This window comes from Janthinobacterium sp. 35 (assembly GCF_002754575.1).
In the GTDB taxonomy this organism is placed as follows: Bacteria; Pseudomonadota; Gammaproteobacteria; order Burkholderiales; family Burkholderiaceae_D; genus Janthinobacterium; species Janthinobacterium tructae.
Window position 1 is genome coordinate 4,255,234 of the sequence record NZ_PEFN01000001.1, and the last position, 19,752, is coordinate 4,274,985.

A 19,752-nucleotide genomic window follows, 5' to 3' on the forward strand; every position below is an offset into this window, starting at 1 on the left:
AAGTGTTCCCACTGTAAGCCTTCCCCCGATGGTAAGGTCAAGGGGAAAGCTGGCGTGTGGATCAATTCAGCAGAAAATCGTCAGCTTGCATGGGCGGCGGCACATTCTCATCCTGCACGGATTCGCGCAAGCTGATTTCGATGGCGCGGCACATGGCTGACAGTGGTAAATCGTTGGCATCTTCGCCGAACGGTTCCTCGATCTCGTCGCCCAGGGCATCGAGGCCAAAGAAGGTATAGGCGACGATGGCGACGACGAACGGCGTCATGAAACCCAGCGAATCGACCAGGCCGAAAGGCAGCAGGAAACAGTACAGATAAGCTGTGCGGTGCAGCAGCAGCGAATACGAGAAGGGAATCGGCGTGCTGCGGATGCGTTCGCACGAGGCGCCCGCCGCTACCATGGCCGAGACCGTGTTATCGATCTGTGCGGTGAGGATGCTGTCGATACGCCCCTGCCGGACGCAGTCGGCCAGGTCGTGGCCCATCTGCAGCATCAGGTAGTCGGACGGGTTCGAGGCCTTGCAGGCCGCTTCCCATTCAGCCGGGCGCAGCAGCGGCTGCAAGTCGTCCGGTCCGCGCGTGTCGCGCAACTGGTGGCGCAGGGCGTGGCAAAAAGCGATGGTGCGGTAGATCATGCGCACGCGGACATCGTCCAGGCCCAGCCGGGCGTGGGCGGGCGTATCGCTGCGTATCATGGTCTGGCACTGGCGCGAGAAATTACGGCTACGCAATACCAGTTCGCCCCACAGCTTGCGCGCTTCCCAGTAGCGGTCGTAGGCGGCCGTGTTGCGAAAGCCCAGGAAGATGGCCAGCGGCAAGCCGATCAGGGTAAACGGGATGGTGGTGAGGATGATCTTGTGGTCGAACAGGGTACCGTGGCACCAGGTGACCAGGGTGGCGATCAGGGTGTTGACGATGAGGGTGGTGCGGATGCGCGGCAGGACGGAGCCGCGCACCACCAGGAACAGCCGTAGCGCCGATGGACGCTCGCGCACGATCATGCTGTGCTCCCGGTGTGGGGCTGGTGATCGGCAAGGGGGAAAAGACAGAATGGCAAAGGCCGGGAACAAAAAGCCCGCTGTGTGTGCGGGCTGAGCAGGGTGTGCATGGGAAACAATGTAGGGGAGACGGCTTGAGTATAGGCCGCAGACCTGTTTCCAGCCAATTCACAGTGACGATAGCGGTTATTCATTTCATGAATGAATATTTCATTTGTAGGAACTTGTGTGAATTTCAGTTCTCCGTATCCTGCCGTTGCCTGATCTTCTTGCGGTGCGCGGCCTGCTGCTGTTTCAACGTCTTGCTTGTTGTATAGCTGTTACGAAACCAGCTTGTATGTTTGTTGCGACCCGGTCATCTTCGCCCAGGTGATGGGTTTTCGCAAGCTGGCTATGCTGCCGATGAGCGAGACGGCTTTCTTCTCGAATGACGTCGATGCGGAAGTGCGCTTCAGCAAGGATGCCGATGGCAAGACGCAACAACTGGTGCTGCGTCAGGAGGGGCAGGACATGCCGGCCAAACGCGTGAACTGAGTTTCCCTGGCTGATTTTCCATCCGTGCACAGGCGCCGCAAGGTGCCTGTTGTCATTGACCGTTATGTTCGCGTGCGTACTGTCGCGCTGCCAGTCCTCCAGCATACTGCCCAGCTACCCCACGCAATCCCGGGGCGCCACGACCAAGGAAACCAGATGAGCTATCAGACCACGAATCCCTACAGCGAACAGATCGAGCAGACCTTCACTGCGCATAGCGATGCGCAAATGGACGGTATATTGGCCCAGGCCGCCACCACCTTCGAGAGCGACTGGCGCCAGCGCAGCTTTGCCGAGCGCAAGGCAGTGGTCAAGAAAGCGGCCATGCTACTGAAAGAACAACGCGATCACTTCGCCAAATTGATCACCGTGGAAATGGGCAAGCTGTTCCAGGAAGCGCAGCAGGAAGTGTCGCTGTGCGTGCAAATCCTCGACTACTACGCCGATAATGCCGAGAAATTCCTTGCGCCCAAGCAACTTGACGTCAAGCGCGGCGCGGCCAGCGTGGAAATTGCGCCGCTGGGCGTGATCTTCTGCGTCGAGCCGTGGAATTTCCCGTACTACCAGCTGGCCAGGGTCGCGGGTCCAAATTTGATGGCGGGCAATACCTTGGTCGTGAAACACGCGTCCAACGTGCCCCAGTGCGCACTCGCCTTTGAAAAACTGTTCCTCGACGCGGGTGCGCCAGCAGGCGCCTACACGAATGCATTCTTTTCCAGCGAGCAAGTGGCCACGGCCATCGCCGATCCGCGCGTGCAGGGCGTGGCGCTGACGGGCAGTGAGCGCGCCGGCGCTTCCGTGGCGGCCACGGCCGGCAAGGCCCTGAAAAAAACCACGATGGAACTGGGTGGCAGCGACGCCTTCATCGTACTGGACGACGCCGACATGGACCTGGCCGTCAAGCTGGCCGTCATCGGCCGTATCCAGAATGCGGGCCAGGTATGCGACGGCTCGAAACGCTTTATCCTGCTCGACAGCATTGCCGATACCTTCGTCGAACGCTTCCAGGCAGAACTGGCCAAGCTGCAGGCTGGCGACCCCATGGATGCCGCCACCACCCTGGCGCCGCTGTCGAGCAAATCGGCGTTGGATTTGGCCGTCAAGCAAGTCGGCCAAGCCGTGGAGGGCGGAGCGAAAGTGCTGCTGGGAGGCAAGCGCATCGAGCGCGCCGGCTACTTCATGGCGCCGACCATCCTCACCGAGGTGACGCCAAGCAATCCCGTCTACTACCAGGAATTCTTTGCCCCCGTTGCCATGATCTTCCGCGTCAAGGATGACGACGCGGCGATTACCCTGGCCAACGATTCGCCGTTTGGCCTGGGCGGCACCATCATCACGGCAGACGTTGCACGCGGAAAACGCCTTGCCAGCCGCATCGACACGGGCATGGTGTTCATCAATTCGCCGGCCATCACGGCGCCGGACCTGCCATTTGGCGGCGTGAAACATTCGGGTTATGGCCGCGAATTGTCCGATCTGGGCATCATGGAATTCGTCAACCGCAAGCTGGTGCTGGTCGGCTGACCGGGCGACCTCGGGGGCGCTGCCTCAGGCCCCCAGCGCTTGCCAGCCATACCAGCCGAACGCCACTACCCACGCCAGCAAGATCGCCAGTCCCGGCAACAGCATCCATTTCGTCAGCGGTTCTTCCCACGCCACAAAAGCGCGTCCGCCGCGCGCGATGGCCAGCAGCGCCTGTCCGCCGTTCAAGCCGGCGAACGGCAGCAGGTTGAAGGCGCACAGTTTCAATGAGAACAGGGCGAACACCAGCGCAAAACCGTGCGTACGGGCAAACGTTTCCCCTTCACCCAGCAATTCCTGCGCCGTCGACAGCGGCGCCAGCGCACCGCGGATGATCTGTCCGAAGGCGGCGCCAAAGCTGGCCCAGCCCGAGGCGCCCATGATGCCCAGCGACAAGGCCAGCAAGACGACCACGCCGCTCAGCGGTAACACGCATTGCTTCCACAGCGGCTGGAAGTTATAGGCGTCAAGGCAGGGGTCGTCGTCATACAGCGTTTCTTCACGCGTATCTTTCAGCACCACATTGCCGGCCAGGGGCAGCAGTTTGACGCGCACTTTGCCCCAGCTCAGCAAGGTCGGGCCCACGCCGTAGCTGATGCTGCGCACCGTGATGCCGAACAGCCTGGCGCAGGCCGCCATGACGGAAATGTGGATCAACATGAAGATGAGGAGGCAAAGCAGCAACTGGAAGGCGGGAGGCATCGGATACGGTGTCCTGGAGGAAAGAGAGCGGTATTAGACCATGTCGCAGGAAAAAGTCGCGCACACGAAAAAGCCCCGCCTGCATCGCTGCAGCCGGGGCTTTGAATGACTGGGGCAGCTTGCGCCGCCCGCTTTAAGTTACAGCACGTTACAGCACTTCGCTGGCGTGATCGGCCAGGCGCGAGCGCTCGCCGCGGGCCAGGGTGACGTGACCGCTGTGGGTCCAGCCCTTGAAGCGGTCGACCACGTAGGTCAGGCCGCTCGAGCCTTCCGTCAGGTACGGTGTGTCGATCTGCGCGATGTTGCCCAGGCACAGGATCTTCGTGCCGGGACCGGCGCGCGTGACCAGGGTCTTGACCTGTTTCGGCGTCAAGTTCTGTGCTTCATCGATGATGAGGAACTTGTTCACAAACGTGCGGCCGCGCATGAAGTTGAGCGACTTGATCTTGATGCGCGAACGGATCAGGTCTTGCGTTGCCGCACGGCCCCATTCGCCGCCATCGGAGTCGGACTTGTTCAGCACTTCCAGGTTGTCGTCGAAGGCACCCATCCATGGCGACATCTTTTCTTCTTCCGTACCTGGCAGGAAACCGATGTCTTCGCCGACGGGCACCGTCACGCGGGTAACGATGATTTCATTGTAGAGCTTGGTTTCCAGCACTTGTGCCAGGCCGGCGGCCAGGGCCAGCAAGGTCTTGCCGGTACCGGCCTGGCCCAGCAGGGTGACGAAGTCGCATTCCGGATTCATCAGCAAGTTCAGCGCGAAATTCTGTTCGCGGTTGCGCGCCGTCACGCCCCACACATTGTTCTTGGTGTGGCTGAAGTCGCGCAGGGTTTGCAGCACGGCGGTCTTGCCGTTGATCTGTTTTACCTGGCCGTAGAACGGCGTTTCGCCGTTTTTCGGTTCCAGGTAGATGAACTGGTTGACCAGCAGCGATGGAATGAACGGACCCGTCACGCGGTAGAACGTCGAGCTGTAGCCGTTCTTGCTTTCCTGCCAGGATTCCATGTCCTTGCCGTGCTTGTTCCAGAAGTCGTCCGGCAATTGCACGATGCCCGAGTACAGCAAGTCCGTGTCTTCCAGCACATGGTCGTTGAAGTAATCTTCGGCCGGCAAGCCCAGGGCGCGTGCCTTGATGCGCATGTTGATGTCTTTCGACACCAGCACCACGGGGCGGCCTTCCTGTTCCGATTCCAGCGAGCGCACGACGGCCAGGATCTGGTTGTCGGCCTTGCCCACTGGCAAGCCAGCCGGCAAGTCGGCGCTTTGCAGACGCGTCTGGAAGAACAAGCGGCCCTTGGCATCCTTGTTGCCCAGCTTGGACAGCAAGATACCGTGTTCGATGGCATCGTCATCCGTGTTGCTGATCAGGGCGTCGAGCGTGCGCGAGACCTGGCGTGCGTTGCGCGCCACTTCCGTCATGCCCTTTTTGTGGTTGTCCAGCTCTTCCAGGGTCATCATCGGCAGGTACACATCGTGTTCCTCGAAGCGGAACAGCGACGATGGATCGTGCATCAGCACGTTCGTGTCAAGCACGAACAGCTTGCTGATGCCGCGCTGGTCGGCGGCGCGGCTGGCGGACGACTTGAGCTGTACTTCGACCGCCTTGTGCTTGGCCGGATGTGGCTGCTCGACCTGCTGGACGGGCTTGATCGGCGTGACCTTGCCTTTTGCCGCCGGCCTGGCTTTCGCCGCAGGCGCGGCAACGGCGACCGGCGCGGCCACAACCGGCGCAGGTGCAGCAACGGCAGGCGCCGGCTTGGCGACCATCAGGGCCGCCACTTGCTTGATCTTCGTGGCCGCATTGCGGACCGGCTTGGCAACTTCGGCGATCGCCGCTTCAATGATCGGTGCAGCCACTTTCTTGGCTGCCGGGGTTTTGGTGGCCGGGCGCGCTGCGCCTGCGGTTGGGTAATCTTGGGTGGCCAGGATGGTGGCTGGCTTGCTCGGTAATTTTGGCAGTGGCATCAGGATCTCAATCAAAAAATTTCTGGAATGAATCGCCCATGGGCAGCCAGCTTCTGGCGGCACTTCTCATGGGGTGGATGCGGGGGAACAACAATGCTACAGGACGAGGGACTGCCGGAAGGCCGGCAACATGGCTGGTCATGGACGCCATCGGCGGGCTGCAGGCCCGCCTGGCGGAGTGGGTGGAGGCGCTTCGTTGACTCAAAATGGCGATAGGTACCGTGAACTGAACTGCGGTTGAGCTAATGTCGAACCAAGCTGGCTGGAGGCTGACAACGCGCATGCGATCAGAACAGATGATCAATTCAGACGCGCCACGAATTCCAGCACTTCTTCCACGTGAGTTGCGACCTTCACGCCTCTCCATTCTTTCACCAATCGGCCCTGGGCGTCAATCACAAACGTGCTGCGTTCGACGCCACGGACCGTCTTGCCATACATCTGTTTCATCTTCATGACGTTAAACAGCAGGCAAACGGCTTCGTCCGGGTCGGAAATGAGCTCGAAGGGCAGTTCCAGCTTGGCTTTGAAGCTTTCGTGCGAGCGCAGGGAATCACGGCTGATGCCGTAGATTTCCACGCCGGCGGCAACAAATTGCGCATGCGCGTCACGGAAGGCGATGTTTTCAGTGGTGCAGCCGGGGGTGTTGTCCTTCGGATAGAAAAACAGTACCGTGGCCTTGGCCGGACGGCCCAGCAACTGAAAGGTCTTGCCGCTGGTCATGGCGGCACTAAAGTCGGGTATGCTAACGAGGGATTGGCTATCAGCCACAGGTTCTCTCCTGAACGGTGATCATCAGCGCTGGTTTTTAATCTGGCAACGCATCCAGGTGCAACAATACAGCATTCAGGCCGCTTTGCCCTGCACAATCAGGCGTCCCGAACGTCCGGGCAACTCATCCCAGGTGATCGGGCAAACGGGCAAGTCCGCATTTTTTATCTTTTCATAATAATCGCCCATCGCTGCAAACTGGTAGCCCTGGGCTTTCCAGCCAGCCAGCAGTTGTTCGAAAATGGGGGCGAGTTTCTGTCCTTCAAGTTCCGCATGCAAGGTATACACGTGGTCGCGCGGATTGTCCGCCGTCAGCGACAATATATGTGCGGCAACATTGCCTGTCGTGATCAGCTTGCCGTCGATTTCGCAGCCCAGCAATTCATCCAGGGTGGGCAGGGTGGTGGGCAGTTGCACGCATTGCAGGATGGTGTTGCCGTTGCGTACGCGGTGCGGGCCTTGCGACGGCTGCGCCATGGCACCGCGCGCGTCGAGCATGGCGCGGCCGTCGGAGGCAAAGCGGTAGCCGGCCGTGTCGTGTTCGACAAAGGCGCTGACATTCATTTGCCAGCCGGCCGCGCCGTGCGTGTGCGGCTTGGTGCCAAACACCTGTTCGTAGCGGTTGGCGGCCTTGCGCATCATGTTGATGGTCCAGGCGGCGTTGCGCTTGGCCACGTTGTCTTGCCACAGGGTGTGATCCCAGGTGTGGATGCCGCACTCGAAACCGGCATCGCGCACGGCGCGCAATTGCGCCGCGCATTGCTTGCCGATATCGGGTCCCGGCAGCAAGGTGCCGTACATCAATGTTTTCAAGCCGTAGTGCTCGACCACCGAGGTGCGCGAGACCTTGCTGAAAAAGCCGGGCTTCAAGGCGCGGCGCAGGGCCCAGCCCGTGTGGTCAGGGCCCAGCGAGAACAGAAAGGTGGCCTTGGCCTGGTGCGTGCTCAGCATGCGCACCAGATTGCCCATGCCTTCACGGGTGCCGCGATAGGTATCGACGTCGATTTTCAGGGTCAGGAACGGCTTGCTCAACATTAATCCATCAGGGCTTTGGCTTGGGCTACCTGGCTGCGGTAGGCGTCGAAGATATTGCGCAGGGAATCGGCCATGGTGGTGCTTGGCGCCCAGCCCAGCTCTTCGCAGGTATTCGTGATTTTCGGCACGCGGTTTTGCACGTCCTGGTAGCCGGCACCGTAGTAGGCGCCCGACGTGGTTTCCACGATGTTCACGTGTTTCGCGCCTTCGGCATATTCAGGATACTCGGCAGCCAGGGTCAGCATCATGCCGGCCAGGTCGCGGATCGAGTAATTGTTGACTGGATTGCCAATGTTGTAGATCTTGCCGCTGGCGATGCCATTCTTGTTGGCGATGATGCGCATCAGCGCATCGATGCCGTCATCGATGTAGGTGAACGCGCGTTTTTGCGCGCCACCGTCGACCAGCGAGATGTTCTCGCCGCGCACGATGTGGCCGAAGAATTGCGTCACCACGCGCGAAGAACCTTCTTTTGGCGTGTGGATCGAGTCCAGGCCGGCGCCGATCCAGTTGAAGGGACGGAACAGGGTGAAGTTCAAGCCTTCCATGCCGTAGCCCCAGATCACGCGGTCCATCAGTTGCTTGGCGTTCGAATAGATCCAGCGCGGCTTGTTGATCGGGCCGCAGATCAGTTCCGAGTTTTCCGGATCGAATTCCTCGTCGTGGCACATGCCATACACTTCCGAGGTCGACGGGAACACCAGGTGCTTGCCGTACTTGGCAGCCGAACGGACGATAGGCAGGTTGGCTTCGAAGTCCAGTTCGAACACGCGCAGCGGCTGCTTGACGTAGGTCGACGGCGTGGCGATGGCGACCAGCGGCAGGATCACGTCGCATTTCTTGACGTGGTACTCGACCCATTCCTTGTTGATCGTGATGTCGCCTTCGAAGAAGTGCATGCGCGACTTGTAGTTGTCATCTTCCAGCAATTCCGTGATGCGGTCCGTGTTCATGTCCATGCCGTAGACATGCCAGTCGGTGGTTTCCAGGATGCGCTTGGACAGGTGGTGGCCGATGAAGCCGTTGACGCCTAAGATGAGGACTTTTTTCATGTGAGATTCTCTTGAGTGATATCAGTGTGTGCTGACGCGGGCGGTCAGACTTGCTTGCAATTGCTGAGCCGAAATCGGCTCCCCGGCAGCCCTCAGCGCGGAAATGGCCAGCATGCGGCCGTCTCCGCAGACGCCAAAGATGCAATTATCCACTACCGCCAAGCCCGCTGGCAAACTTCCTGCGGCACGCTTGCTCAAACGGGCAGTTTCGATGGTGTAAATGATATTGTTGACTTCGGTGAACGCGCCGGGATAGGGCGGGGCGACGGCCCGGTGCAGGTTGTATACCTGTTGCGCAGGTAACTTCCAGTCGATGCGGCCGTCTTCCGGCTTGCGCCCGCCAAAATAGCCGCCCTGGCGCAAATCGTTGAACTGGCGCGGCGCCGTACCGTCCAGCAAGGCCGGCAGCACACGCCACAGGGTTTGCTCCGCCGCCACCGTGACTTTGCCGAACACTTCGAAGGCCGTGTCGTCGGGCAGGATGGGCACGGCCGTTTGCGCCACGATGGCGCCGGCGTCGGGCTTGACCGTCATTTCATGCAGGGTAGCGCCCGTCTGCGTGGCGCCATGCAGCACGGCCCAGTTGACGGGCGCGCGGCCGCGGAACTGCGGCAGCAGCGAGCCATGCATATTGTAGGCGGGCGCCACCTCCAGAATGCTGGCCGGCAGCATGTGACGGTAGTAAAAGCTGAACAGCATGTCCGGCTGTGCCGCCTGCACCTGCGCCAGCAGCTCGGGCGCGCGCGCGTCCAGAGGCGTGATGTACGGGATGCCTTCGGCCTGGCACAGGCTGGCGACGGATTCGAACCACAGGTTTTCCGTGGGGCTGTCTTCGTGCGTGACGACGAGGGCGATATCGACGCCGCCAGCGAGCAGCACCTTGATGCAGCGCACGCCCACATTGTGGTAGCCGAAGACGACGGCGCGTGGGGCGCCCATCAGCGGCCCACCTGGCGCTTTTCCAGGCGCACATACGATGGCGCCTCGGCTTCCGCCTGGACCATGCCATCCTGCAAGATGGTCTGCACCACGTAGCGGGGACGGGCACGTACCTGCTGGAAGATGCGTCCCACGTATTCGCCCACCAGGCCGATGCCGAACAGGATCACGCCCATCAGGAAGAAGGCAATGGCGAACAGGGTGAACACACCCTGCGCCTCGGCGCCGAACAGGAAGCGGCGCGCCAGCAGATAGATCACCAGCACGGCCGAACTGAAGGACAGCAGCATGCCCAGCATGGAAAAGATTTGCAGGGGTATCAGCGAAAAGCCCGTGACCAGGTCGAAGTTGAGGCGGATCAGGCTGTACAGCGAGTATTTCGACTCGCCGGCCGAGCGTTCCTCGTGCTCGACGGTAATTTCCGTGGGCTTGCGGGCAAACGTGTAAGCCAGGGCGGGCACGAAGGTGTTGACTTCGGCGCACTGGTTGACCAGGTCGATCACATTGCGGCCATACGCGCGCAGCATGTTGCCCTGGTCGGTAATTTTGATATTCGTGATCTTTTCACGCAGACGATTCATCATCTTCGAGGCCAGGGTGCGCCAGGCGGAATCTTGCCGCTTGCGCCGGATCGAGCCCACGTAATCGTAGCCTTCGCGCATCTTCGCCACCAGGTTGCCGATTTCTTCGGGCGGGTTTTGCAGGTCGGCGTCGAGCGTGACCATGATCTGCCCGCGCGACGCTTCAAAACCGGCCAGGATGGCCATGTGCTGGCCATAATTACCGTTGAACAGGACGACGCGCGTGACGTCGGGGCGCTGGCGGAACTGTTCCGCCAGGATGGCCACCGAATTGTCGCGGCTGCCGTCGTTGATAAAGATGATCTCGTAGCTCGTCTGCAGGGCATCGAGTGCCGGATACAGGCGCGCGAACAGGCTGGCCAGGCCATCCTGCTCGTTGTAGATCGGAATGATAATGGACAGTTCAGGTTTCATCGGCGCGCTGCTCACTTGATGAGAATGGATTTGACGGTGGCGACGGCGCGTTCCACGTCCTGTGTCGTCATGGCGTAGAACATCGGCAAGGTCACGGTCAGGCGGCCGATCTTTTCCGAGACGGGGAACATGCCCTCGGTAAAGCCGCGTTCGCGGTACATGGTAAACAAGTGGATCGGTGCGTAATGATAGCCCGTTCCCACGTTTTGCTGCGCCATTTGCTGCATGAACGCGGCGCGCGTGCCGGGGCCATTGTCGGGCAGGATGATCTGGAACAAATGCCAGTTGCTGTTTTCAAAATCCTGTACCGGCAGCTGGGCGCCGCTCTGCGCTTCGAAGTCGCTGCCGAATTGCTCGAAATAGTGGCGCGCCAGCGCGCGGCGGTGGGCCGTGATGGCGTCGATATTGGCGAACTGGCCCAGGCCGATGGCGGCCATGATGTCGCTCATGTTGTATTTGCCGCCCAGCACATCGACATCGATGCCGTCGACGCCGCTGCGCGTGACGCCCTGCAGCCGGTATTTCTCGGCCAGCCTGGCTTCTTCCAGGTTGTTCAGGACGAGGCAGCCGCCTTCGCCCGTGGTGATGTTCTTGTTGGCCTGGAAGCTGAACGAGACGAAGTCGCCAAACGCGCCGATGCGCTTGCCCTTCCAGGTGGAGCCGAACGCCTGCGCCGCGTCTTCCACGACGCGCAAATTGTACTTTTCAGCAATCGCGTACAGGCGGTCCATGTCGACAGGCAGGCCCGACAGGTAGACGGGGATGATGGCGCGGGTGCGTGGCGTGATGGCCGCTTCCAGTTTGTCGAGGTCGATATTGCGCGTGACGGGGTCGATATCGGCAAACACGGGCGTGGCGCCCACTTCGATGATGACGTTGGCCGTCGCTACCCACGACACGGGCGTCGTGATGACTTCGTCGCCGGGGCCTATGCCGGCGATGCGCAGCGCGATTTCCATGGTGCAGGTGCCCGAATTGAAGGTACGCACGGGGCGTCCGCCGAAATATTCGGACAGCTGGGCTTCGAAGGCTTGCACTTTCGGGCCGCTGGTGATCCAGCCCGAGCGCAGCACCTCGCCGACGGCGGCGATGGTCGCTTCATCGATGGTGGGTTTGGAAAAAGGCAAAAAGGGCAGGGTAGAGGTCATGGGCGCGGTTCTTGGGTCTGTATTCTGTCAGGGTATCGGCGTCGCCGAGGCTGCCAATGCGGTCAAAGGCCGCTGGCAGGCATGGCTATTTTATCTTGTCAGTATGGCGGCGCAGCCAGTTCAGCGGTGAAAAATCCTGCTGATGCGGGGGCGGGGCAGGCTGGCCGGGGGCGCGATCCGTGCTGCTTCGCGCCCCTTTAAATATTTACTTGTTGGCAATGACCATGCGGCGCGCATCTTCGGCAACGACACGCATGGGTACGCCACGTTGTTGCAATTCCTTGTAACGGTTCAGGCTGATAATGGCCATGTCGTGCACGCCGGCGTTGGCATCGTTCGTCCACTGCGTGATGAAAGGCTCGATGCTCGGAATGGACAGTTCCGGCTGCTGTTTCAGGCCAAACGTGAACTCATCCCAGTAATCGACGAGGATCACGGGCCGCTGCAGATAATACGTCAGCGACTGTTCATAGATGCCGACCGAATAGAGCTTGGTATCGGCCTTCAGCTCGGCCTGGATCTGCGGCAGCATGTCGGTGCCCGCGCGGTTCTGGCCATACAGTTCGGAGCCGGCCAGGATGCAGTGCGTGGCCAGGAAGCCGGCGCCGGCGATGGTCAGCACGGTCATGTCGCGGCGCAGCTGGCGCGCATGCAGCAAGGCCAGGGCGCCGCCTGCCAGGGCGAAGAAGCCGGCTGCCATCAGCCACGGCTGGTAGCCTTTCAGCGCGATCAGGGCTTCCGCATCGCGCGCGCTGGCCTTGCCGAAGGCGATCGGTCCGCCGATCAGGATGGCGGCGCCCAGCACGCACAGCAGGCCGGCGGCCAGCATGCGCTGGCGGCGCGAGGCCGACTCCAGGAATAGCGCAATCAGCAGCGCCAGCGCGGGGAAGATCGGCACGATGTAGCCGGGCAGCTTCGAGGTCGAGTAGCTGAAGAAGAAAGTGATGAACAGGGCCCAGATCAGCACCATCAAACGGGGCTGGAAGGTGCCTTCCTGGCGCTTGAAGGCGGCAGCCAGGCTTTGCGGCAGCACGCCTAGCCATGGCAGGATGCCGGGAATGAGCAGGACCAGGAAGTAGTACCAGGCGCCTTCGCGCTTGTGACCCTTCATCAGGAAACGCTGGAAATGCTCGTGGATGAAGAAGAAATGCGGTTGCTCCGGATTGCGCAGGGCCACCAGCACGAACCATGGCGTGGCGATGGCGAAAAACACCAGCAAGCCCTTGACCAGATGCAAGCGGGTCCAGATGCGCCAGTCGCGCGCACACAGCGAATACAGCACCAGCACGGCGCCCGGCAGCACGACGCCGATCAGCCCCTTGGCCAGCACGGCCAGCGCCATGCCTGCCCAGCACAGCAGCATCCAGTTGCGCCGCTCGGTGGGGGTGGCCTCGTCGCGCTGGGCGATCAAGAGGCTCATCAGCACGATGGTCATCATGCCCGACAGGCCCATGTCCAGCGAATTGATCTGGCCGGAAGCGAGCCAGAACAGGCTCGACGCCAGCACCAGGCCGGCATACAAGCCCACGCGCGGCCCAAAGACCTTCTTGCCAGCATAGGCCGTCATGCACACGCCGATGATGCCGCACAGGCCCGTCCACAGGCGCGCCTGCCATTCGCCCAGGCCGAAGGCGGCAAAGCTGAGTGCATTCATCCACGTTTGCAGCGGCGGCTTTTCAAAGTATTTGATGCCGTTCAGGCGCGTGGTGATCCAGTCGCCCGTGACGAACATTTCGCGCGCCATCTCGGCGTAGCGGCCCTCGTCGGGCGGCACCAGGGTACGCACGCCCAGCGCATACAGGGTGACGACGATGAAGATGCCCAGCAAGGACCACATCAGCAGCCGCGAGCTGTGCAGTTCGTTGACATTGATTTTCATGTGGCGCTGCCTGCGCCGGGAGCCAGGATCAGGGCCAGGGTGACTTTGCGGCCTTCGCCCATCAGGATGTTGTAGGTGCGGCAGGCGGCCTGGCTATCCATGCACTCGACGCCGATGCGGCGCATGGTCAGCGCGGCCGTCAGCTTCGGATGCACGAAACGCTGGCGCTCGCCCGTGCCGAGGATGACCACGTCGGGCGCGTCGGCGAGGATTTGCGCGAAATGCGCCTCGGTCAATTCATCGAAACTGTCGACTTCCCACGCGCGTGGCGGCGTTTCCGGCATGACGATCAGGCTGTAGTTGTACGGCTGGGCATTGATCTCCACACCATTTTCATCGTAGCCTGTGACGGTTTGGTATTGTTGGGTGCTGCTGGCATGCAGTTTCATGGCGATGTCGGGGCTGTTCGTGTCGGTTGATCGGTGCGCGCGCTGTTCGGATGCGCGCTGCGGCCAAGGGCGTAAGCATGCCATAAATGACAGGAAAGAGCGACTGAAAAGCAACATCCTTTCCAATTTGCAATCTATGGGCAATTTTTTTGCGCAACAGTGGCAGGCAGTGCTTGCCATAGTAGTAGGCGAAGATTAAGAGAAGATGAAGAGCGTCCGCTGGGAAAAGCACGCACGTGCCGGACAGCGTGGCATAAACGGCGAGAAATGCTGCAATTTGCCATGTTTAATTTGATAAAATGGCCTGCTTTCGGCGAGAATGGTTGTTTTCGCATTGCAGTCTCACGGGTTCACAGTTCTGGCGCGGCTTTCATGCTGCAAGCGTAGGCCGGCCGCGCCGCATCACGACAGGGATTTATTTTGCGACCGATTCAGAAATCGAATAAATTGGCGGATGTCTGCTACGACATCCGCGGCCCGGTCCTGGAAAAATCCAGGCAAATGGAAGAAGAGGGCCACAAGATCACCAAGCTCAATATCGGCAATCTGGCCGTATTCGGCTTCGATCCGCCCGATGAAATCGTGCGCGACATGATGCTCAATCTGCAGAACGCGGCCGGCTATACGGATTCGAAAGGCATGTTCGCGCCGCGCAAGGCCGTCATGCATTACACGCAGGGCAAGAATATCGCCGGCGTGACCATCGATGACATTTACCTGGGCAACGGCGCTTCCGAACTGATCGTCATGTCGATGAACGCCCTGCTCAACAGTGGTGACGAAGTGCTGGTGCCGGCGCCCGACTACCCGCTGTGGACGGCCGCCGTCAGCCTGTCGGGCGGCAATCCCGTGCATTATGTGTGCGATGAGCAGAACGAGTGGTATCCCGACATCGAGGACATGCGCCGCAAGATCACGCCGCACACGAAAGCCATCGTCGTCATCAACCCGAACAATCCCACCGGCGCGCTGTACCCGGTTTCCGTGCTGCAGCAGATCGTCGACCTGGCGCGCCAGCACCAATTGATCATTTTCGCCGACGAGATCTACGACAAGGTGCTGTACGACGAAGCCGAGCACGTGTCGATCGCCTCACTGGCCGACGACGTGCTGTTCATCACCATGAACGGCCTGTCGAAGAATTACCGCTCCTGCGGCTACCGTTCCGGTTGGATGGTGGTCTCGGGCGAAAAGCGCCATGCAAAAGATTACATCGAGGGCCTCAACATGCTGGCCTCGATGCGGCTATGCGCCAATGCGCCGGGGCAGTTTGCCATCCAGACGGCGCTTGGCGGCTACCAGAGCATACAAGACCTGGTGGGGCCCGGCGGGCGCCTGTTGAAACAGCGCGACCTGGCGCACAAGCTGCTGACCGATATTCCGGGCGTCACCTGTGTCAAGCCGAAGGCCGCTCTGTACATGTTCCCGCGCCTGGACCCGGAGATCTACCCGATCGCCGACGACCAGCAGTTTGCCTATGAATTACTGGCCGAAGCGAAGGTCCTGATCGTGCAGGGCACGGGGTTCAACTGGATCGCGCCCGACCATTTCCGCGTCGTTTTCCTGCCCAACTCCGATGACCTGACCGAGGCCATGGGGCGCATCGCGCGCTTCCTCGAAGGTTACCGCAAGCGTCACGGCCGGGGCTGAATCAGCCAGCAGCAATCTCGATCAACCTGGCGCCGCCCAAAGGGGGCGCCACTTATGAGCAGTCAAGCACAACTATGAAATCCATCAAGATCGGCCTGCTGGGCCTGGGCAATGTCGGTTACGGCACGTTCAGCGTCCTGAAACGCAACCAGGAAGAAATCAAGCGCCGCGCGGGCCGCGGCATTGAAGTCGTCGCCGTCGCCGTGCGCGACGTGGCGCGCGCCGAAGCACTGGTCGCCGGCGCCTGCAAGGTCGTCAATGACCCGATGCTCATCGTCAACGATCCCGAGATCGACATCGTCGTCGAACTGATCGGCGGCTACGACCTGTCGAAAACCCTGGTGCTGCAAGCGATTGCCAACGGCAAGCACGTGGTGACGGCCAACAAGGCCCTGCTGGCCGTGCACGGCAACGAAATCTTTGCCGCCGCCCAGGACAAGGGCGTGATGGTGGCCTTCGAAGCGGCCGTCGCCGGCGGCATCCCCATCATCAAGGCGTTGCGCGAAGGCTTGACGGCCAACCGCATCGAATGGATCGCCGGCATCATCAACGGCACCACCAATTTCATCCTGTCCGAAATGCGCGACAAGGGCCTCGATTTCGCCACGGTGCTGAAACAGGCGCAGGAACTCGGCTACGCGGAAGCCGATCCCACCTTCGACATCGAAGGCGTCGACGCCGCGCACAAGGCCACCATCATGTCGGCCATCGCCTTCGGCATCCCGGTGCAGTTCGACAAGGCTTACGTGGAAGGCATCAGCAACCTCAATGCCGTCGACATCCGCTACGCAGAGCAGCTGGGCTACCGCATCAAGCTGCTCGGTATCACCAAGCGCGCCACCGTGAATGGCGTGGAAGGCATCGAGCTGCGCGTGCATCCGACCCTGATCCCGGCCAAGCGCCTGATCGCCAATGTGGAAGGCGCCATGAATGCGGTGCTGGTGCACGGCGACGCCGTCGGCGCCAGCCTGTACTCGGGCCGCGGCGCGGGCGCCGAGCCGACCGCCTCGTCGGTGATCGCCGACCTGGTCGACATCACGCGCCTGGCCACGGCCGATCCGGAACACCGCGTGCCGCACCTGGCGTTCCAGCCGAACGCGATGACCGACATCGCCATCCTGCCGATGTCGGAAATCACCACCAGCTACTACCTGCGCATGCACGTGGCCGACCAGCCGGGCGTGCTGGCCGACCTGACGCGCATCCTGGCCGAGCGCGGCATCTCGATCGATGCGATGCTGCAAAAAGAGCCGGCCGAGGGCGAGACGCATACGGACATCATCATGCTGACGCACCAGACGCAGGAAAAGAACGTCACGGCCGCCATCGAAAAGATGGAAGCGTTGAATAGCGTGGTGGGCACGGTCACCAAGATCCGCCTGGAAAACCTCAGCTGAGCGTTGTCAGCGAGCCACGCAAAACGGCGCCCGCGGGCGCCGTTTTGCGTTTGTGATGTAGGTCGGATTAGTGCGGCAAGGCCGCACGTAATCCGACAACATTGTTGGCGTGGCCGATGGTGCTGTCGGATTACGGTCCTTCGGACCTAATCCGACCTACGCTGCGGTACCGACCGGACCCACGTCCATGCCGTCATAGCTGGCCAACTGGTTTTCCTGGGCAAACGCCATCAATTCGCCATTGCGCGCGTGCAGGCTGTCGACGCTGTGTACTTCGGCCTTTTCCACGTGCAGCACCCACACGGGGGCGGCGGCCGGGTCGTCCAGTTCGGGCTGGTACAGTTCCACCGGGCGGTAGCCTTGCAGCGCCAGCAAGGTGGCGGCCTGCTCCAGCGGTTCGGACGTGGGATTGGTGAAGTAATAGCCCCACAGCAGCGGCTGGGACAGGTCCCACGGCGCGTTTTCGGCGATATTGGCAAACAGTTCGGTTACGTCTTCTTTGGTCATCATGGCAGTGGGCCTTCATTAAAATCTCAGGGCGCGATCTTAGCATCGACTGGCGCCGGGCGCGAAATACACGCCGACCTTCAATCCATGTCCATTCGCCGCCGTGGCCAGTTCCAGCCGTGCCCCATGCAGGGCAGCGATGTCGCGCACGATGGCCAGGCCCAGCCCCGCGCCGCCAGGGTTGCTCTCGAGTGCCGCACCGACCCGGTAGAACGGCGTCAGCACGCGTTCGCGTTCCGCAGGCGCGATGCCGGCGCCGCTGTCCTCCACTTCCAGTACCGCGCCGCGCCCCGCTTGTGCCGCGTGCACGCGCAGGATCACGCTGCCGCCGTGCGGTGTGTAGCGCAGGGCATTGTCGACCAGGTTGGCCAGCAGTTCGTGCAGCAGCAAGGCCTGGCCATGTACGGGCGCGTCGTCGGGCGCTTCCAGCGATAAATCGATATGCTTGCCGACGGCAGTCATGGCCATTTCCAGCCCTACCTGCTGTGCCACGTCGCGCAGCGCGACGGTATCCATGGCCAGGCTGTCGCCGCCATGCTCGATGCGCGCCAGGGTCAGCAGGCGGTTGGCCAGCAGCACGGTCGAATCGGTGGTGGCGGCGATCGAACGCACGATGTCGCGCAGGGCGGCCATGTCGGACGGCGTGCCGGCCTGGCGGTCGCATTCGCGCATGGCCAGTTCGGCCTGGGTTTTCAGCACCGTCAACGGCGTGCGCAGCTGGTGCGAGGCGTCGGCGATGAAACGGCGCTGGCTGGCGATCAGTTGCTGCAGGCGCGACATGGAGCCGTTCATGGCGCTCACCAGCGGGCGCATTTCCTTGTGCACCAGCGCGGGATCGACGTCGGACAGGTCGGACAGGGTGCGTGTCTCGACTTCCGTTTTCAGGCGCATCAGCGGCCGCAGCACCAGGCGCACGGCAAACCATACGAGCGCGCCCATCACCAGTATCATCGCCGCCTGCCAGCTCAGGGTATCGAACAGGATCTGGTTCGACAGGCCGCGCCGCGCATCGAGCGTTTCCGCCACCTGGATCAGGGCAATGCCGCGCATCGAGTCGTCATACACGGGTTGCAGCAGGGCGGCGATGCGGATCGGCTTGCCGTGGTAGTCGGCGTGGTAGAAGCGCACCAGGGCCGGGTAGTTCTGCGAGCGGGGCACGTTTTTCGGCACGGGCGGCAAGTCGCCATAGCCCGAGACCAGTTCGCCGTTGATGCCCGTGACCTTGTAATAGATGCGGCCCAGGGTGTCGGTCTCGAAGCTGTCGAGCGCCACGTAAGGCACTTCGGCCACCACCTTGCCGCCGACGATGGAGACTCTTTCGGCCAGCGCCCGCGTCGACGCCAGCAAGGAGCGGTCGTAGGCCATGTCGGCCGCGTCGAGTGCATTGCGGTAGACAAAAAAAGCGTCGAGCAGCACCAGCATCACCAGCGGGATGAGCAGCCAGCGCAGCAACTGGTTGCGCAGGCTGCCCAATGGCCGGCCCTGCGCCCAGCGCTGGCGCAGGCGCTCGAACAGGGGCAGGCGTGGGGCGCGCACGGTCATTTTGGCGTAGCCGGCGCCATGGCGCTGCGCGGCTGCAGCAGGTAGCCGATGCCGCGCAGGGTGGTGATGACGGCGCCGTCGGGCGAACCGGCTTCCACGCCGTTTTCAAGTTTTTTACGTACCCTGTGGATGTACAGTTCGATGGCGTCCAGGTTGACGTCGTCGGCCAGCGCGAAGACTTCGTCGAACAGCTTTTCCTTCGACACGGCGCGCCCCGAGCGCGTGATCAGCGCCTCGAGCACCGCGTGTTCGCGCGGGGTCAGGGGAAAAGGGGCGCCGGCATAGCTGAACATGCGCGTGACGGTGTCGAAACTGAGCGCGCCGCAGCTGTGCACCAGCGCCTCGTTGCCCTGGCTGCGGCGCAGCAGGGCTTTCACGCGCGCTTCCAGTTCGGCCAGTTCGAACGGCTTGGCCAGGTAGTCGTCGGCGCCCAAGTTCAGGCCTTGTACCTTGTCATCGAGGCCGCCGCGCGCCGTGAGTATCATGACGGGAGTCTTGCCGCGCGTGCCGCCGCGCGCGCGCAGGCGGCGCAGCACGTCCAGGCCGTCCATCTTCGGCAGGGTCAGGTCGAGCAGCACCAGCGAGTATTCCTGTGTGTGCAGCAGGGCGTCGGCATCGGCGCCGTTGTGGGCGGTCTCCACCGTCAGGTGCGCGTCGCGCAGGGCCTTTGCCAGCCAGTGCGACAGCTCCAGATGGTCTTCCACTAATAATATGCGCATGGT

The 19,752-nt window shown here is 61.7% G+C and carries 18 protein-coding genes; 4 read left to right on the top strand and 14 right to left on the bottom strand.

The features are described 5' to 3' along the window. Positions 1-61 precede the first annotated feature (61 nt). Complete coding sequence (locus tag CLU93_RS18935) at positions 62-1,003, bottom strand: bestrophin family protein (protein WP_099762868.1); 942 nt, start codon at positions 1,001-1,003, stop codon at positions 62-64. Positions 1,004-1,333: 330 nt separating this feature from the next. Here CLU93_RS18935 and CLU93_RS27905 point away from each other — a divergent pair, with 330 nt between their 5' ends. Both CLU93_RS27905 and CLU93_RS18940 read left to right on the top strand, forming a co-directional pair. Continuing rightward, positions 1,334-1,534, top strand: coding sequence for a hypothetical protein (locus tag CLU93_RS27905; protein ID WP_133250811.1), 201 nt, complete (start codon positions 1,334-1,336; stop codon positions 1,532-1,534). Between the two features lie 156 nt (positions 1,535-1,690). After that, positions 1,691-3,058 carry an NAD-dependent succinate-semialdehyde dehydrogenase gene (locus tag CLU93_RS18940; RefSeq protein WP_099762869.1) on the top strand — a complete coding sequence of 456 codons (1,368 nt, stop codon included), beginning with the start codon at positions 1,691-1,693 and terminating at the stop codon, positions 3,056-3,058. Positions 3,059-3,082: 24 nt separating this feature from the next. Here CLU93_RS18940 and CLU93_RS18945 read toward each other — a convergent pair whose 3' ends face one another. The 10 genes from CLU93_RS18945 to CLU93_RS18990 form a co-directional block, all read right to left on the bottom strand. Further along, the gene (locus CLU93_RS18945) at positions 3,083-3,757 is read right to left on the bottom strand and encodes a site-2 protease family protein (protein ID WP_099762870.1); all 675 of its coding nucleotides are present in this window, start codon (positions 3,755-3,757) and stop codon (positions 3,083-3,085) included. Between the two features lie 148 nt (positions 3,758-3,905). Beyond that, positions 3,906-5,726 (bottom strand): PhoH family protein, encoded by a 1,821-nt coding sequence (locus CLU93_RS18950; protein WP_099762871.1) that lies wholly within the window; start codon positions 5,724-5,726, stop codon positions 3,906-3,908. Between the two features lie 300 nt (positions 5,727-6,026). Then, positions 6,027-6,497, bottom strand: a complete 471-nt coding sequence (locus CLU93_RS18955) for a peroxiredoxin (RefSeq protein WP_165829515.1) — start codon at positions 6,495-6,497, stop codon at positions 6,027-6,029. 75 nt (positions 6,498-6,572) lie between these two features. Then, entirely contained in the window at positions 6,573-7,532 is a 960-nt protein-coding gene (locus tag CLU93_RS18960; protein ID WP_099762872.1) for a polysaccharide deacetylase family protein, read from the bottom strand. Then, positions 7,532-8,584, bottom strand: coding sequence for a bifunctional UDP-4-keto-pentose/UDP-xylose synthase (locus tag CLU93_RS18965; protein WP_099762873.1), 1,053 nt, complete (start codon positions 8,582-8,584; stop codon positions 7,532-7,534). The genes CLU93_RS18960 and CLU93_RS18965 overlap by 1 nt, the downstream gene beginning before the upstream one ends. Positions 8,585-8,605: 21 nt before the next feature. Then, positions 8,606-9,523, bottom strand: a complete 918-nt coding sequence (locus CLU93_RS18970) for a formyltransferase (RefSeq protein ID WP_099762874.1) — start codon at positions 9,521-9,523, stop codon at positions 8,606-8,608. Next, positions 9,523-10,518, bottom strand: coding sequence for a glycosyltransferase (locus CLU93_RS18975; RefSeq protein WP_099764475.1), 996 nt, complete (start codon positions 10,516-10,518; stop codon positions 9,523-9,525). The genes CLU93_RS18970 and CLU93_RS18975 overlap by 1 nt, the downstream gene beginning before the upstream one ends. Before the next feature lie 11 nt (positions 10,519-10,529). Then, positions 10,530-11,666, bottom strand: a complete 1,137-nt coding sequence (locus CLU93_RS18980; protein ID WP_099762875.1) for a DegT/DnrJ/EryC1/StrS family aminotransferase — start codon at positions 11,664-11,666, stop codon at positions 10,530-10,532. A 205-nt stretch (positions 11,667-11,871) separates the two neighbouring features. Further along, complete coding sequence (locus CLU93_RS18985) at positions 11,872-13,545, bottom strand: glycosyltransferase family 39 protein (protein WP_099762876.1); 1,674 nt, start codon at positions 13,543-13,545, stop codon at positions 11,872-11,874. Continuing rightward, positions 13,542-13,934, bottom strand: coding sequence for an Mth938-like domain-containing protein (locus CLU93_RS18990; protein WP_099762877.1), 393 nt, complete (start codon positions 13,932-13,934; stop codon positions 13,542-13,544). Before CLU93_RS18990 ends, CLU93_RS18985 begins: the two co-directional genes overlap by 4 nt. A 420-nt stretch (positions 13,935-14,354) precedes the next feature. On the opposite strand from CLU93_RS18990, the gene CLU93_RS19000 reads away from it, so the two are divergent. Then, positions 14,355-15,584 (top strand): pyridoxal phosphate-dependent aminotransferase, encoded by a 1,230-nt coding sequence (locus CLU93_RS19000; RefSeq protein WP_099762879.1) that lies wholly within the window; start codon positions 14,355-14,357, stop codon positions 15,582-15,584. 74 nt (positions 15,585-15,658) lie between these two features. After that, a complete protein-coding gene (locus CLU93_RS19005; RefSeq protein ID WP_099762880.1) occupies positions 15,659-16,981 on the top strand; it encodes a homoserine dehydrogenase in 1,323 nt (440 codons plus the stop codon). A gap of 156 nt (positions 16,982-17,137) precedes the next feature. Here the strand turns inward: CLU93_RS19005 and CLU93_RS19010 are convergent, their stop codons facing one another. From CLU93_RS19010 to CLU93_RS19020, 3 genes are read right to left on the bottom strand one after another with little or no spacing between them, the layout of a single operon-like run. Then, positions 17,138-17,491, bottom strand: coding sequence for a ribonuclease E inhibitor RraB (locus CLU93_RS19010; RefSeq protein WP_099762881.1), 354 nt, complete (start codon positions 17,489-17,491; stop codon positions 17,138-17,140). A 36-nt stretch (positions 17,492-17,527) separates the two neighbouring features. Beyond that, positions 17,528-19,030: a sensor histidine kinase gene (locus CLU93_RS19015; protein WP_257225016.1), complete on the bottom strand. Its 1,503-nt coding sequence runs from the start codon at positions 19,028-19,030 to the stop codon at positions 17,528-17,530. Beyond that, a complete protein-coding gene (locus tag CLU93_RS19020) occupies positions 19,027-19,749 on the bottom strand; it encodes a response regulator (RefSeq protein ID WP_099764477.1) in 723 nt (240 codons plus the stop codon). The genes CLU93_RS19015 and CLU93_RS19020 overlap by 4 nt, the downstream gene beginning before the upstream one ends. Between the last annotated feature and the right edge of the window lie 3 nt (positions 19,750-19,752).

What these genes read in the sequence shown, in the direction of transcription:
- CLU93_RS18935 (WP_099762868.1), bottom strand. Translation starts at nt 1,003, where the DNA reads ATGATCGTGCGCGAGCGTCCATCGGCGCTACGGCTGTTCCTGGTGGTG.
- CLU93_RS18940 (WP_099762869.1), top strand. Translation starts at nt 1,691, where the DNA reads ATGAGCTATCAGACCACGAATCCCTACAGCGAACAGATCGAGCAGACC.
- CLU93_RS18945 (WP_099762870.1), bottom strand. Translation starts at nt 3,757, where the DNA reads ATGCCTCCCGCCTTCCAGTTGCTGCTTTGCCTCCTCATCTTCATGTTG.
- CLU93_RS18950 (WP_099762871.1), bottom strand. Translation starts at nt 5,726, where the DNA reads ATGCCACTGCCAAAATTACCGAGCAAGCCAGCCACCATCCTGGCCACC.
- CLU93_RS18960 (WP_099762872.1), bottom strand. Translation starts at nt 7,532, where the DNA reads ATGTTGAGCAAGCCGTTCCTGACCCTGAAAATCGACGTCGATACCTAT.
- CLU93_RS18965 (WP_099762873.1), bottom strand. Translation starts at nt 8,584, where the DNA reads ATGAAAAAAGTCCTCATCTTAGGCGTCAACGGCTTCATCGGCCACCAC.
- CLU93_RS18970 (WP_099762874.1), bottom strand. Translation starts at nt 9,523, where the DNA reads ATGGGCGCCCCACGCGCCGTCGTCTTCGGCTACCACAATGTGGGCGTG.
- CLU93_RS18975 (WP_099764475.1), bottom strand. Translation starts at nt 10,518, where the DNA reads ATGAAACCTGAACTGTCCATTATCATTCCGATCTACAACGAGCAGGAT.
- CLU93_RS18980 (WP_099762875.1), bottom strand. Translation starts at nt 11,666, where the DNA reads ATGACCTCTACCCTGCCCTTTTTGCCTTTTTCCAAACCCACCATCGAT.
- CLU93_RS18985 (WP_099762876.1), bottom strand. Translation starts at nt 13,545, where the DNA reads ATGAAAATCAATGTCAACGAACTGCACAGCTCGCGGCTGCTGATGTGG.
- CLU93_RS18990 (WP_099762877.1), bottom strand. Translation starts at nt 13,934, where the DNA reads ATGAAACTGCATGCCAGCAGCACCCAACAATACCAAACCGTCACAGGC.
- CLU93_RS19005 (WP_099762880.1), top strand. Translation starts at nt 15,659, where the DNA reads ATGAAATCCATCAAGATCGGCCTGCTGGGCCTGGGCAATGTCGGTTAC.
- CLU93_RS19010 (WP_099762881.1), bottom strand. Translation starts at nt 17,491, where the DNA reads ATGATGACCAAAGAAGACGTAACCGAACTGTTTGCCAATATCGCCGAA.
- CLU93_RS19015 (WP_257225016.1), bottom strand. Translation starts at nt 19,030, where the DNA reads ATGACCGTGCGCGCCCCACGCCTGCCCCTGTTCGAGCGCCTGCGCCAG.
- CLU93_RS19020 (WP_099764477.1), bottom strand. Translation starts at nt 19,749, where the DNA reads ATGCGCATATTATTAGTGGAAGACCATCTGGAGCTGTCGCACTGGCTG.